At 71.3% G+C, this 12,924-nt stretch carries 14 protein-coding genes; 4 read left to right on the top strand and 10 right to left on the bottom strand.

The window, feature by feature from the left end; all coding sequences use genetic code 11:
- Window positions 1-138 precede the first annotated feature (138 nt).
- Entirely contained in the window at window positions 139-570 is a 432-nt protein-coding gene (locus HB662_RS15055) for a phasin family protein (protein WP_245185645.1), read from the top strand.
- A 31-nt stretch (window positions 571-601) separates the two neighbouring features.
- On the opposite strand, the gene HB662_RS15050 is transcribed toward HB662_RS15055, so the two are convergent.
- The 3 genes from HB662_RS15050 to HB662_RS15040 form a co-directional block, all read right to left on the bottom strand.
- Entirely contained in the window at window positions 602-1,978 is a 1,377-nt protein-coding gene (locus tag HB662_RS15050) for an ATP-binding protein (RefSeq protein WP_168050877.1), read from the bottom strand.
- Window positions 1,979-2,040: 62 nt separating this feature from the next.
- Window positions 2,041-2,748: a response regulator gene (locus HB662_RS15045; protein ID WP_168050615.1), complete on the bottom strand. Its 708-nt coding sequence runs from the start codon at window positions 2,746-2,748 to the stop codon at window positions 2,041-2,043.
- Complete coding sequence (locus HB662_RS15040; RefSeq protein WP_168050614.1) at window positions 2,745-3,323, bottom strand: MarR family winged helix-turn-helix transcriptional regulator; 579 nt, start codon at window positions 3,321-3,323, stop codon at window positions 2,745-2,747. Before HB662_RS15040 ends, HB662_RS15045 begins: the two co-directional genes overlap by 4 nt.
- Before the next feature lie 169 nt (window positions 3,324-3,492).
- On the opposite strand from HB662_RS15040, the gene HB662_RS15035 reads away from it, so the two are divergent.
- The 3 genes from HB662_RS15035 (at window position 3,493) to HB662_RS15025 (ending at window position 5,755) form a co-directional block, all read left to right on the top strand.
- Window positions 3,493-4,017, top strand: a complete 525-nt coding sequence (locus HB662_RS15035; RefSeq protein WP_168050613.1) for a GNAT family N-acetyltransferase — start codon at window positions 3,493-3,495, stop codon at window positions 4,015-4,017.
- A gap of 71 nt (window positions 4,018-4,088) precedes the next feature.
- A complete protein-coding gene (locus HB662_RS15030; RefSeq protein WP_168050612.1) occupies window positions 4,089-5,318 on the top strand; it encodes a cytochrome P450 in 1,230 nt (409 codons plus the stop codon).
- An 83-nt stretch (window positions 5,319-5,401) separates the two neighbouring features.
- A complete protein-coding gene (locus HB662_RS15025) occupies window positions 5,402-5,755 on the top strand; it encodes a nuclear transport factor 2 family protein (protein WP_168050611.1) in 354 nt (117 codons plus the stop codon).
- 117 nt (window positions 5,756-5,872) lie between these two features.
- Here HB662_RS15025 and HB662_RS15020 read toward each other — a convergent pair whose 3' ends face one another.
- The 7 genes from HB662_RS15020 to uvrC are packed head-to-tail and all read right to left on the bottom strand — an operon-like array spanning window position 5,873 to window position 12,652.
- Entirely contained in the window at window positions 5,873-7,228 is a 1,356-nt protein-coding gene (locus tag HB662_RS15020) for a hypothetical protein (protein WP_168050610.1), read from the bottom strand.
- Between the two features lie 32 nt (window positions 7,229-7,260).
- On the bottom strand, window positions 7,261-8,613 hold the full coding sequence (locus HB662_RS15015) for a hypothetical protein (RefSeq protein ID WP_168050609.1): 1,353 nt from the start codon (window positions 8,611-8,613) through the stop codon (window positions 7,261-7,263).
- On the bottom strand, window positions 8,610-9,065 hold the full coding sequence (locus tag HB662_RS15010; protein ID WP_168050608.1) for a molybdenum cofactor biosynthesis protein MoaE: 456 nt from the start codon (window positions 9,063-9,065) through the stop codon (window positions 8,610-8,612). Before HB662_RS15010 ends, HB662_RS15015 begins: the two co-directional genes overlap by 4 nt.
- A gap of 1 nt (window position 9,066) precedes the next feature.
- On the bottom strand, window positions 9,067-9,318 hold the full coding sequence (gene moaD, locus HB662_RS15005; protein WP_168050607.1) for a molybdopterin converting factor subunit 1: 252 nt from the start codon (window positions 9,316-9,318) through the stop codon (window positions 9,067-9,069).
- A 13-nt stretch (window positions 9,319-9,331) separates the two neighbouring features.
- Window positions 9,332-10,000, bottom strand: coding sequence for a hypothetical protein (locus HB662_RS15000; protein ID WP_168050606.1), 669 nt, complete (start codon window positions 9,998-10,000; stop codon window positions 9,332-9,334).
- A gap of 56 nt (window positions 10,001-10,056) precedes the next feature.
- Window positions 10,057-10,689, bottom strand: coding sequence for a CDP-diacylglycerol--glycerol-3-phosphate 3-phosphatidyltransferase (gene pgsA, locus HB662_RS14995; RefSeq protein ID WP_168050605.1), 633 nt, complete (start codon window positions 10,687-10,689; stop codon window positions 10,057-10,059).
- A 25-nt stretch (window positions 10,690-10,714) separates the two neighbouring features.
- Window positions 10,715-12,652 carry an excinuclease ABC subunit UvrC gene (gene uvrC / locus HB662_RS14990; RefSeq protein ID WP_168050604.1) on the bottom strand — a complete coding sequence of 646 codons (1,938 nt, stop codon included), beginning with the start codon at window positions 12,650-12,652 and terminating at the stop codon, window positions 10,715-10,717.
- Between the last annotated feature and the right edge of the window lie 272 nt (window positions 12,653-12,924).

Raw genomic sequence — 12,924 nt, 5'->3', positions numbered from 1 at the left:
GGTTTCGCAGTGCGGGACGCGGTCCCGTGCATGTCCGGAGTTTTTGTGCAGTGCATCATTCTTCGGCTTCTATGGGTTTCGGCACTCCGCTATAGCCCCGCGCGTTGCTTTCCCCCCGTGTTCAAGGAGCCTGTCGCGATGTCCGACCGCTTTGGCATGAAGCCTGACGAGATGATGCGGATGCTGTCCGAGTTCCGCATGCCGGCGATGCCGGACATGGGTGGGCTGGCGGAGGCGCAGCGCCGCAACCTCGAGGCGCTGTCGAACGCCAACCGCGTGGCGCTGGAAGGCGCGCAGGCCGTTGCCCGCCGCCACATGGAGATCCTGCAGGCCTCGATGGCGGAGATGACGGACGCGATCCGTATGATGTCCGGCACCGAAAGCCCGCAGGCCCGCGCCGCCAAGCAGGCCGAACTGCTGAAGTCCGCCTATGAGCGGGCCGTGGCGAACATGAAGGAGGTCGCCGACCTCATCCAGAACTCCAACTCCGAGGCGCTGAGCGTGCTCAACAAGCGCTTCACGGAGGCCATGGACGAGGTGAAGACCCTGGTTGCCAAGCAGCAGGGCTGAGACGGTACGGCGCGCCGCGAGGCGCGCCCTTCTAACGGGGCAGCCGCACCCGCGCCCGCAGCCCGCCAAGCGGGCTCTGTTCCAGGACGATGTCGCCGCCATGCGACCGGACGATGTCCCGGGCGATGGCCAGGCCCAGCCCGGTGCCGCCGGCGGATAGCGTGGCGAAGGGCCGGAAGGCTTCTTCGCGCTGCGCTTCCGGTATGCCCGGCCCGTCGTCATCCACCGTCACCTGCGCCCAGGCGCCGGTTTCCCCGCGCGGAATCTCGGTGACCTGCACGGCGATCCGCCTGGCGTGCTTGCGGGCATTGCCCAGCAGATTGGCCAGGCAGCGCCGCAGCGCATCCGGCCGCAGCGGCAGCACCAGTGAATCCGGCGCCTCCACCACCACCAGCGCGCCGTCCCGCCGGGCCTTCTGCGCCACGTCGCGGACGATGCCGGTGAGATCTGTCGGCTGCGTCTGTTCCTGTGCCTCGCCACGGGCGAAGGCGAGATAAGAGGCGACCATCCGCTCCATCTCCTCCACGTCTTCCGTCAGCGCCGCCACATCCTCCTCCGCCTCCGGCGGGTGCGGCAGCATGGCGAGTGCCAGGCGCATGCGGGTCAGCGGGGTGCGCAGGTCGTGGCTGATGCCGGCCAGCATGTCCGTGCGCTGCGCGACGAAGCGGCGGATGCGGTCCTGCATGCGGTTGAAGGCGCTGGCGGCCTGGCGGACCTCGGCGGCACCCTCCGGCTTCATCAGCCCGATGTCGCGGCCCAGCCCGAAGGCCTCCGCCGCGCCAGCCAGGCGGCGAATCGCGCGGACCTGGTTCTTCATGAACAGCGCCGCGACGCCGAACAGCAACAGGGATGAGCCGACCAGCCAGATGAAGAACAGGTACAGCGTGCCGGTGAACAGCCGCTTGCGCGGCGCCTCCACATGCAGCACGCCGTCCGGAAGCTGGATGCGGATGATGACGCTGCGCCGGTCGGACTGCCAATCCGCGTCGAAGGGCCGGCGCACCCTTTCGCCCATCGCATGCGCCAGGTCGCCCTCCAGCGGCAGCAGTGGCAGGAAGGCGGCGCGGTCCGGCGTGGCGCCCAGCGTGGCCCCGGCCTCGAAGGCGAGCGCGAGATCCAGCCGCCAGGCGGCATCGCGGAACAGCCAGGCGCGGTCGGCCGGGTCCGGCATGCGCTGCATCATCTCGATGACCAGCCCGATCTCGCCGGCCACGCCGCCAGCCAGGCGGCGGGAGATGACGTCGAGGTGGTTGCCGTAGAACAGTTGCAGCGCCACCCCCTGCAGGATCAGCAGCGGCAGCAGGATGATCAGCAGCGACCGGCCGAGCAGCCCGCGCGGCAGCAGTGCGCGCAGGCCCTGGCCGAAGGCCCGCACCGGCCGTGCCGGCTCCCGGATCGGCTCCCGCATCGGCTCCCGCGCCGCTTCCCGGATCGGCTCCGGCGCCGCGGAGGGGGCGTCGGGCGTCGCGCTCATGCGCCGGGACGCAGGATGTAGCCGCGGTGTCGCACGGTCTGCACGAAGCGCGGCTCCCGCGGGTCCGGCTCGATCTTGCGGCGCAGGCGCGTCACCTGGACGTCGATGGCGCGTTCGCCGGCCTCCGGCGTGCCGAGCGCCTCGGCGATCTCCTCCCGGCTCAGCACCTCGTTCGGCCGCGCGGCCAGGGCGAGCAGCAGCGCCTGTTCGCCGCCGGTCAGCCGCACCACCCCCTCCGGCCCGCGCAGTTCCGCGCGCTGCGGGTCGAACCAGCGGATGCCGAGCTGCACCGGGCCGCCCGAAAGGTCGGCCACCGGCGGCGGCGCGGCGCGGCGCAGGATGGTGCGGATGCGGAGCGCTAGCTCGCGCGGGTCGAAGGGCTTGGCCAGGTAGTCATCGACGCCGTGCTCGAAGCCAGTGACGCGGTCATCCGGCGCGCCGCGGGCGGTCAGCATCAGGATCGGCACGTCCTGCCCCTCCCGCCGCAGGCTTTCGGTCAGCTCCAGGCCGCTTTCGCCCGGCATCATCACGTCCAGCACCATCAGGTCGAAGGCAACCGAGGTCAGCGCATGGCGCGCGGCGGCGGCATCGGCGGCGGCGGTGATCCGGAAGCCCTGCTCGGTGAGGAATCGCTGCAGCAGGGCGCGCAGGCGGGAATCGTCATCCACCACCAGCAGATGCGGCGCATCGGCGGTGGCGGTCACCGGCCGCTCTCCTGGCCCGGCCCGGCCTCCAGCCGTTCCAGCGCGCTGCGGGCATCGGGGCCCATCAAGCCGCGCATCACGCGCCGGAAGCCGTCCACCGCCTGTGGCCCGGCTTCCCGGTAGGCCCGCATCACCGTGTCCCGCTGCCGCTCGAACAGGCTGCGCTCCAGCGCCGCGCCCTTTTCCGTCAGGCTCAGCAGGCGCTGGCGGCGGTCGCTGCGGCCGGGGCTCTGCGTTACGAAGCCATCCTCCACCAGCGGCGTCAGCACCCGGCCGAGCGATTGCTTGGTGATGCCGAGGATGCCGAGCAGGTCGCCCACCGTGATGCCGGGCCGGCGGCCGACGAAATGCAACACGCGGTGATGCGCGCGGCCCATGTCCAGCCCGGCCAGGATCTCATCCGCCCCGGCGGTGAAATCGCGATAGCCGAAGAACAGCAGATCCTGCGCCAGGCGCAGCTCTTCCTCCCGCAGGAACAGCAGGTTGCGGCCCGCGGCGGGAGCGGCGCGGTCCTCTTCCCGCAGCCCGCCGGGGCGGGGCTTGGCGGAGACGGGGCTGTCGGGTTCCGGCGGCATGGACGTATTGCGTTCCCCTGGGTCATCGCGCTGCGCGCCCGCCCTCGATATAGGGCACGGGCGCCGCCGCGAGTAGCAACCCGCATCATTCAACTGCGGCACCAGGAGAATTCAGCGACATGCCAGGCCTGCCCCTTTTCGGCACCGGATCTCTGAGGCGGGCTGCCTGATGCCGCTGGAACTTCGCACGGCCCGGGTTGGCGATGTGGCGCGGATCAGCCAGCTGCATGCCGATCTGTGGCGCGTCTCCCACGCCACGGTTTTCGACGAGGATTTCATCGAGGACCCGCTGGAGGAGGCGATGGTCGCGCATTGGCAGGGCCTGCTGCGCGGCCGCAAGCGCCCGGGCCAGGTGATCGTCGCGCTCACCGGGCACCAGCTCGAGGGCTTCGTCAGCGCCAGCCTGCAGGGCAGCACGGCGCAGGTGGACCATCTGGAGGTGCGGGAGAAGATGCGCGGCCGCGGCATCGGCCGGTCGCTGCTCGGCCTGCTGGCGCAGCGCCTGCGGAACGAGGGCGCGCGCGCGGCGACACTGGCGGTGCCAGCCGGGCTGGAGGACCTGCCCCGCTTCGCCAAGCGCTTCGGCGGCGTGCTCGGCCCGGTGGTGACGCGTGAAAGGCTGGGCCACCCGATGCCGGAACGGACCATCGCCTGGGCCGACATCAACCGCCTGATCGGCGCCTGCGCCGGGTAGGATTCGGGCGCCGGGGCGGAACCCGGCGGCGCGCGCCTCGTCATCTCCCCGGCATTGCATGAGGAGCCGGCATGGCGTCGATCCCGAGGGCCGGGCATCTCGACAGCTCGCTCGCCTTCCTGCGGGAAGGTTATGAATTCGTCGGGCGGCGCTGCCGGAGTCTGGGGGTGGACCTGTTCCGCACCCGGCTTCTTGGCCGGACCTTCCACTGCGCCCAGGGGGCGGAGGCGGCGGCGATGTTCTACCACCCCGGCCGCTTCACCCGCGCCGGGGCGCTGCCGTCTTCCGTGCTGAAGCTGCTGCAGGATGAGGGCAGCGTGGCGACGCTGGATGCCGCGGCGCACCGGCACCGCAAGGCCATGCTGATGTCGCTGATGTCCCCGGCCGCGCTGGAGGACATGGCGGCGCGGGCGGCGGTGGCGCTGCGCCGGCGGGCTGAGAGCTGGCCGGCGCGCGGCGAAGTGGGGCTGCATGCCGAATTCCGCGCCAGCCTGGGCGAGGCGGTGTGCGACTGGGCCGGGCTGGCGCTGGAGCCCGCGGCGCAGGCGCGGCTGACCGACCAGCTCGGCGCGATGATCGACAATGCCGGGCGCATCGGCCCCGCCAACTGGATCGCCCGGCTGCGCCGCCAGGGGGCGGAGCGCGACCTGGCCCGGCGCATCGCTGCGGTGCGGGAGGGGCGGGCGACGGCGCCGGAGGGCTCCGCCCTGCAGGTCATCGCCTTCCACCAGAACCCGGATGGCAGCCTGCTGAGCGAGGCGCTGGCGGCGGTGGAACTGCTGAACATCCTGCGCCCCACCGTGGCAATCGCCCGCTTCATGGTCTTCGCGGCCCTCGCGCTGCATGAGCACCCGGCGGCGCGGCCGGGACTGGCGGAGCCCGACCGGCTGCTCGCCTTCGTGCAGGAGGTGCGTCGCCTGGCGCCGTTCTTCCCGATCGTCGGCGGCATCGCCCGCAGCGGCTTCTCCTGGCGCGGCGTGGATTTCCCGGCGGGCAGCCGCTTCATCCTGGACCTCTACGGCACCAACCGCGACGGGCGGAGCTGGGAGGCGCCGCTGGAATTCCGGCCCGATCGGTTCCTGGGCTGGGCGGGCAACCCCTTCACGCTCATCCCCCAGGGCGGCGGCGATCACTTCACCGGCCATCGCTGTGCCGGGGAATGGCTGACCATCGCGGTGATGCAGGCGATGCTGCGCGTGCTGGCGCTGGAACTGCACTACCAGGTGCCGCCGCAGGACCTGTCCGTGGACCTGTCCCGCATGCCCGCGCTGCCACGCAGCGGCTTCCTGGTGCGCGCCTGAGCGGAACGCCCTTGCCCCGGCGCAGCCGCCGGGATTAACCTGTCGGCGCAGAACAAACAGGGAATATTCCCATGAGCGCGCCGATGACTGTCAAGGAAATCGCCGAGGATTTCGCCGCCCTGTGCAAGGCCGGCAAGCATGAGGAAGCCGGCGAGCGGTACTGGGCCGATGACGTGGTGAGCCGGGAGGCCATGGAAGGCCCGATGGCGGAAATGCGCGGCCGGGCGGCGGTGAAGGGCAAGGGGGAGTGGTGGTACGCCAACCACGAGATCCACTCCGTCACCACGGAAGGTCCCTTCCTGCATGGCGACCAGTTCGCCCTGCGCTTCGAGATGGATGTGACGGCGAAGCAGACCGGCCAGCGCACCCAGATGGCGGAGATCGGTCTTTACACCGTGACGGATGGCAAGGTGGTGGAGGAGCGCTTCTTCTACTGAACCGGGCGCGCCGGGCGCGGGCAGCTACTGCAGAGGCCGCGCGAGGCGCGGACCGCTACTGAAGAGGCCGCGCGAGGCGCGGAGAGCTATTGAGGAGGCCGCGCAAGGCGCGGACCGCTACTGAGGAGGCCGCGCAAGGCGCGGCCGGGGCAGGGCAGCCACGCCCACCGCCAGCGGCAGCAGCCAGACGATGCGCGCCTGGTAGCGGTGATGCGGCTTGGACAGGGCGCCGGCCGCCGCCGCATTGGCGCCGAGCGCCAGCAGCGCGAAGGCCAGCAGCGCCAGGCGCGGCCAGTCCCGCGCCCGCGCCGCGCGCCAGCCTAGCCAGAGCGCCGCGCCGAGGCTGGCCAGCAGCACCGGCATATGCGGCAGCAGCCAGGGCGCGGCCAGCGCGGGCAGGGTGCCGCGCATCTGCGCACCGGCATCGAACTGCGCCAGCTCCTCGGCCGGGAAGTGGCCGGCGATGGCGCGGCGGGCGGAGGCCTCCAGATGGTCCGGCACCAGCGTGTCGCCCACCTGCACCTTGCCGAGCTGCGCCAGCCCGTTGCGCAGCGCCGCGGCGGCGACCCAGCCGGGATGGGCGGCCAGCGTCTCGCCGATGATGGCGCGGGCTTCCTCGGCGCCGCGCATCGCGCCCATGCGGCGCAGCGTGCCATCGGCCTCCCGGTTCAGCGGGCTGGTCTCGTCCCAGAGGAATTCGTCGCTGTCCATCGGCAGCCGGTCGGTGAAGGCGCAGAGGTGCCAGCCGGCTTCCGGGCAGCGATCCCGCAGCAGCGCCGCTGCCGGGCCATCCGCCTGCAACCGCGCCAGCAGGAAGGCCGCGCCATGCGGGGAAGGGGTGAAGCGCCCGAAGGCGATGGCATTGGCGGTGCACAGCAGCAGCACCGCCAGCACCACCGGCGCCCCCGCCCGCAGCACCGGCCCCGGCCGCCAGGTGAACACCAGCGTCAGCACCAGCACGGCCAGCGCCACCGGCAGGTGGGACAGATGCGAGGCCACCGCCAGCACCGCCAGCCCGCCCACCCACAGCGACTGCCCGGCGGACAGCCGCCCGAAGGCCAGCAGATACAGGCAGATCGGCAGCAGCCCGGTCAGCGCATCCGGCATCAGCGTCGCCAGGAACCAGGGGCCGGAGGTCAGCACCCCCACCCCGGCACAGGCCAGCAGGTGCCAGCCCGGATTCGGCCGCCCGCGTATCGCCCCCTGCAACAGCCAGATGAGGTGGGAGGCGATGAGCCCCTGCGCCAGAACCGGCGCCCAGAGCGATCGCTGCCAATGGAACAGGTGCAGGAAGGGGCCATAGGCCTGGGTCTTGTCCCAGGGCACCTCCGGTACCGTCGTGTGCAGCAGGTAGGAGACAGTGTCGATGAAGACCAGCGGATAGCCGTTCAGCCAGGCCGGCCAGACCAGGAAGGGCGCCCCCGCCAGCACGGCAAGCAGGGCGAGGAGGCGGGGGATTCGGCCATGCGGCATCAGGCGAAGTCTCGGCGTCGCGACCGGCGCGGTCACATGAAGGCCGCGCGACCCTCGGCGGTCTCCGCAGGATGTGATCTGCCCCGCAGCGCCAGCGCGGCGACCACCGGCATCAGCCACAGGATCCGCGCCTCATACCGCAGATGCGGCTTCGACAATCCGCCGGTGGCGAGCGCATTGGCGCAGACGCCCACCAGAACGCCGACCACCAGCCCGATCCGGCGGCGGTCGCCCAAGCTGTGCCACCAGGCGAACAGCGCCAGCACGCCGCCGGCCAGCAGCGCAGGAACATGGGTGATCAGGAAGGGCGCGGCGGCTTCGGGCAGCAAGCCGCGCGGTTGCAGGGCGGCGTCGTAGGCGGCGAGTTCCCTTGGTGGGAAACCCTCCGCGATGCGCGGGCGGACGGCGGCGGCCAGATGCGTATCCACCAGCGTGTCGCCCGCCGTTGCGAGCGTCATCTGCCGCAGGGCGTTCAGCGCGGTGGTCCGGGCGACCTCCAGCGTGTGCGTCCGCAGGGTTTCGGCCACGATGACGCTGGCCTCCGCCGAGAGCAGCGCGCCGCCGAGGAAGCGCGGCGTGCCGTCCGGCGCGCGGTTCACCGGGCTGTCCGCCTCCCAGAGGAAGGCGTCGCTGTCCATCGGCAGGTGGTCGGCGAAGGCGCAGAGGTACCAGCCGGATCCTGGGCAGCGGTCGCGAATGACCGCGGCGGCCGGGCCGTCGGCCTGCAGCCGGGCGAGTGCGAAGGTGGCGCCATGCGGCGACAGCACGGCGCGGCCGTGGCCCCAGTAATTGGTCCCCAGCAGCAGCAGGATCGCCGCCGCCAGCGGTGCCGCCACGCGCAGCAACGGCCAGGCACGCCGCGCCACCAGCGCCACGAACACCACCAGCGCCAGCGCCAGCGGCACATGCGACAGGTGCGTGGCGATGCCGATGGCCGCCAGCAGCCCCAGCCAGAGCGTTTCGGCCCGGGTTAGCGCCGCTCGGGCGAAGCCCAGCAGCAGCAGCGCCAGCAGCACGATCGGCGCGAAGACATCCGGCATCAGCAGCGCGATGGTGAAGGGCGCCGTGGTCAGCGCCGCGGTGCCGAGACAGGTGGCCAGGTGCAGAACCGGGGAGGCTCGCCCTCGCAGCGCCCGCTGCAGCAGCCACAGCAGGTGCGACACGCACAGGCCCTGTGCCAGCAGCGGCCCCCAAAGGCTGGCATGCCAATGGAACAGGGCCATCAGCGGGCCGTAGACATGCGGCTTGTCCCAGATCACCAGGGGGCCTGTCGTCTGGTGCAGGAAGGCGCCGGTATCGCTGAAGACCAGCGGATAGCCATTCAGGAAGGCCGGCCAGACCAGCAGCAGTGCCCCCGCCAGACCCGCCGCCAGGCGCAGGATCAAGCCGGCTTCGCCCAGCGCGCGGCGGCCGCATCGTCCGTCGCCTTGGCCTCGACCCAGCGGCTTTCGCCACCGGCGAATTCCTCCCGCTTCCAGAAGGGGGCGGAGGTCTTCAGCCAGTCGATCAGGAAGGCGCAGGCCTCCAGCGCCGCGGCCCGGTGGGCGGAGGCGGTGAGCACCAGCACGATCGGCTCCCCCGGTACCAGGCGCCCGACCCGGTGGATCACGGTGCAGCCGGTCAGCGGCCAGCGCGCCCAGGCCTCGTCGGCGATCTTCTTCAAGGCGCGCTCGGTCATGCCCGGATAGTGCTCGAGTACCAGCGCCGCCAGCCCGTCATCGGCGCGGCACAGGCCGACGAAGCTGGCGAGGCCGCCGATATCGGTGCGCCCCGCGGTCAGCGCCGCCGATTCCGCGCCGAGGTCGAAGGGGGCTTCCTGCACCCGTATGGTGGGCATCTCAGCCACCGGTCACCGGCGGGAAGAAGGCGACCTCATCGCCCGCCGCCACCTTCTGGTCCGGGGTCGCGAAATCCTGGTTCACCGCGGCGCGTACCTGGCGCGGATCGGCAAAGGCGGCCGCATGGCCCGGGCTGCGGCCGGCGAGCCAGGCGACCAACCCGGCCACGTCGCCGACCGAATCCGGCGGCGCGACATCCTCCTCCGCCAGCCCGACCTTCTGCCGCACCCAGGCGAAATACAGGATCTTCAAGGAGCGGCCTTCCTCAGTTCGGCACCACCCGGGTGCTGGTGCGGCCATCGGGGCCGATCCAAATTTCCACATTGCCGTCGCGGATCACCGCGCCGCCACCCTGTGGGCCGGTATAGCCCTGCACGCGGCCGGTGCCGCCGGTGCTGGTGACGGTGCTGCCGGATGGCGTGGTCAGCGTGCGGCCCTCCAACCGCTGCTGCGGCGGGCTGTCGGCACCGGCGGGCGCGGGGGTGGCTGGCGTGCGGGCAAAATCCGAAGGTGCGCCGAGGCGGGCCGGCGGGGTGGAGGAGCCGCGTCGCGCCGCTGGCCGGTCGCCCGGCGTCGGCACCGGGGAGGAAGCCGCCGGCGCGCCGTCGATCAGGGATGGGCGGTAGCTCGGGATGTTCCGCATCGCCTCGTCGGGGCCGCCCATCATGGTCGGCCGGGCGGCTTCCTGTACCGGCCAGACATCGCCGGTTTCGGGCACCAGCGGCTCCACCGCCGGGTCCGCGCCCCGTACGCGCATCACGGTCAGGCTGTCGGCGGCCACCACATTGGTCGGCCCCATGAAGGGCGACCAGAGGCGGTCCATGGTGGAGGATACGGCGCTGCCCATTTCGCTGGTGGAGCAGCCGGCAAGCAGCAGCAATGCGAGCAGCGGCGCACCGCGGATCGGGGAAGGGCAGGTGGGGTCGGCGGCCATGTCGGCTCCCGTCATCGCGAGTTTCGGGCGGAAGATGCGCCGCACGAGGAAATGCCTCAAGAGTGAAGCGAGGGCTGTGCCGGCGGCTGCGGTCCCGGCTGCTGTGCAATCGGGGCCGAGGCGCGGCCGACATGGCGCAGCCCGGCCTGGAGATAGTCCCAACCCGTTACCAAAGTCAGCACCGCGGCGGCGAGCAGCATCACCTCGCCGATCAGGGAGACGGGCAGCCAGGACAGCCAGATCACCGCCGCGCCGCTGTCACCGGCCAGCAGGGCGCCGAGCGCGCCCATCTGGAAGCCGGTCTTCCACTTCGCCAGGCCGGTGACCGGCAGGCCGATCTTCAGCCCCGCCAGATATTCCCGCAGGCCGGAGACCAGGATCTCCCGCAGCAGGATGATGATGGCGGGGAACAGTCCGAAGGTGCTGAGCTGGCCGTTGCCGGCGAGCAGCATCAGCGCGGCGCCGACCAGCAGCTTGTCCGCGATCGGGTCCAGCATGCGCCCGAAATCGCTGATCTGCTTGCGGGAGCGTGCCAGCTTGCCGTCGAAATAGTCGGTGATGGCCGCCGCCGAGAAAACGGCGCAGGCCACCAGGTTCGTCCACGGCTCGCCCAGCGTGGCGAACAGCACGAGCACCGGAATCGCGGCGATGCGCGAAAGGGTCAGAAGGTTGGGGAGGTCGGTCGGCACAAGGTCATCCGGCGTTCATCTTCGCTCAGCCTTCAGACACTCTACCCGGCCCGGCCCCCGGGTGGAAATGCCCATGGATGCGCCGGGCGACGGCCGGGCCGATTCCCGGCGCATTCTCCAGGTCCGACAGCGCCGCGTTGCGCACGCCGCGGGCGGAACCGAAATGGTTCAGCAGCTTGCGCTTCAGCGCGGCGCCGACGCCGGGCACATCGTCCAGCTCCGACCGCACCAGCGCCTTGGACCGGCCGGTGCGATGGGTGGAGATGGCGAAGCGGTGCGCCTCGTCCCGCAGGCGCTGCAGATAATAAAGAACGGGGTCGCGCGGCGGCAGCTGGATGGGGTCCCGGCCGGACTGGTGGAACCATTCGCGGCCGGCGTCGCGATCCGGGCCCTTGGCCATGGCGACGAGGGGAATGTCGTCCACGCCGAGCTCGGCCAGGATCTCCCGCGCCGCGGAAAGCTGGCCGGCACCGCCATCGATCAGCACGAGGTCGGGCCAGGATTCGCCCTCGCGCCCCGGATCCTCCTTCAGGGCGCGGCCGAAGCGGCGCTCGAACACCTCCCGCATCATGGCGAAGTCGTCGCCACCCCGCGGGGCCGGGGCGGGCGAGATGGTCGGGATCGCCGGCGCGGGGCCCTTGATGCCGTATTTGCGGTAGGCCGATTTCAGGAAGCCGGCGGGGCCGGCGGCGACCATCACACCGTAGGCATTGGTGCCCATGATGTGGCTGTTGTCATAGATCTCGACGCGTTCCGGCGGCGCCGGCAGGTCGAAGATGCGGGCGACGCCGGCCAGCAGGTCGGCCTGGGCCGCGCCCTCCGCCATGCGTCGCTCGATCGCCTCCCGCGCATTGGTGGCGGCGTGGTCCATGGCGGCGCGCTTCTCGCCGCGCTGCGGGCGGTGGATCTCGACCTTGCGGCCGGCCTTCAGGCTCAGCGCCTCCGCCAGCAGCGGCGCGTCCTGCGGGTCGTGGCTGACCAGCACCAGGGGCGGCGGCGGCAGGTCATCATAGAGCTGGGCGAGGAAGGCGCCGAGCACCTCCTCCGCGCTCTGCTCCGCCTTGGCATGGGACAGGAAGAAGGGCCGGTTGCCGTTGTTGCGGCCGCCACGGAAGAAGAAGACCTGCACGCAGGACTGCCCGGCCATCTGGTGCAGCGCCACCACATCGGCATCGTTCACACCGTCCAGGTGCACCCGGTCGCTGCCCTGCACATGGGTCAGGCCGCGGATGCGGTCGCGCAGGCTGGCGGCGCGCTCGAACTCCAGCTTCTCGGCGGCCTCCTCCATCTCCGTTGCCAGTTTCCGCTGCAGGGAAGGGATGCCGCCGCCGAGGAAATCCTTCGCCTCCCGCACCAGCGCGGCGTAATCCTCCTTCGAGATCCGCTCGACGCAGGGGGCGGAGCAGCGCTTGATCTGGTGCAGCAGGCAGGGGCGGGTGCGGCTGTCGAACACCGTGTCCCGGCAGGTCCGCAGCAGGAAGACGCGCTGCAGTGCCGTCAGGGTCTGGTTCACCGCCCAGGCGCTGGCGAATGGGCCCCAGTAGCTGGCGCCCTTGCGCCGTTCGCCGCGATGCTTGGCGATCTGCGGCCAGGGGTGGTCCTCGGTCATCACCAGCCACGGATAGGATTTGTCGTCCCGCAGAACGATGTTGTAGCGCGGCCGCAGCTTCTTGATGAAATTCGCTTCGAGCAGCAGCGCCTCGGCCTCGCTGCCGGTGGTCACCACCTCCAGGCTGCGGGTCTCGAAGACCATGCGGCGCAGGCGTTCCGGCAGGCGGGCCACCTGGGTATAGGCATGCACCCGCCGCTTCAGGCTGCGCGCCTTGCCGACATACAGCGCATCCCCCTTGGCATCGAGCATCCGATAGACGCCAGGCGCCAGGGGCAGCGTCTCCAGCGCCCGCTCGATGACCTCGAGGCCGGTCAGGGACGGGGCGGCGGACGGTGTCTCAGCCTCTGTCATGCGCGCGGGTGCCATGCGTGAAATGCAATGCTGGGGCCTCGGGCAACTGCTTCCGGCTTTTCCACCGAAGCTGTGGAGAACTCTGTGGACCAAACGGTGCGGAATGCACGGGAATGGCCGTCATCCGCCAGTCACACATCATTGCCTGATTTTTGGGCGGTTTTGTTAACCATTTGATCTGGCTCGTATTTTGGTGGCGCAGAACAAAAAGCAACCCGTCAAGCGCAACTTCCATGTTGACACGAGAAACCCGTGCGGGCGCCCGGCAGTGC

Origin of the sequence: Falsiroseomonas frigidaquae (assembly GCF_012163145.1) — a bacterium.
GTDB lineage: Bacteria > Pseudomonadota > Alphaproteobacteria > Acetobacterales > Acetobacteraceae > Falsiroseomonas > Falsiroseomonas frigidaquae.
Note: the sequence above shows the minus strand (reverse complement) of the source record. Positions and strands in the feature narration are given on the sequence as shown.

Bases quoted from the DNA above. Each gene is read 5' to 3' on its own strand.
- HB662_RS15055 (WP_245185645.1), top strand. From the start codon at position 139: ATGTCCGACCGCTTTGGCATGAAGCCTGACGAGATGATGCGGATGCTG.
- HB662_RS15050 (WP_168050877.1), bottom strand. From the start codon at position 1,978: ATGCGGGAGCCGATCCGGGAGCCGGCACGGCCGGTGCGGGCCTTCGGC.
- HB662_RS15040 (WP_168050614.1), bottom strand. From the start codon at position 3,323: ATGCCGCCGGAACCCGACAGCCCCGTCTCCGCCAAGCCCCGCCCCGGC.
- HB662_RS15035 (WP_168050613.1), top strand. From the start codon at position 3,493: ATGCCGCTGGAACTTCGCACGGCCCGGGTTGGCGATGTGGCGCGGATC.
- HB662_RS15030 (WP_168050612.1), top strand. From the start codon at position 4,089: ATGGCGTCGATCCCGAGGGCCGGGCATCTCGACAGCTCGCTCGCCTTC.
- HB662_RS15025 (WP_168050611.1), top strand. From the start codon at position 5,402: ATGACTGTCAAGGAAATCGCCGAGGATTTCGCCGCCCTGTGCAAGGCC.
- HB662_RS15020 (WP_168050610.1), bottom strand. From the start codon at position 7,228: ATGCCGCATGGCCGAATCCCCCGCCTCCTCGCCCTGCTTGCCGTGCTG.
- HB662_RS15010 (WP_168050608.1), bottom strand. From the start codon at position 9,065: ATGCCCACCATACGGGTGCAGGAAGCCCCCTTCGACCTCGGCGCGGAA.
- HB662_RS15000 (WP_168050606.1), bottom strand. From the start codon at position 10,000: ATGGCCGCCGACCCCACCTGCCCTTCCCCGATCCGCGGTGCGCCGCTG.
- uvrC (WP_168050604.1), bottom strand. From the start codon at position 12,652: ATGACAGAGGCTGAGACACCGTCCGCCGCCCCGTCCCTGACCGGCCTC.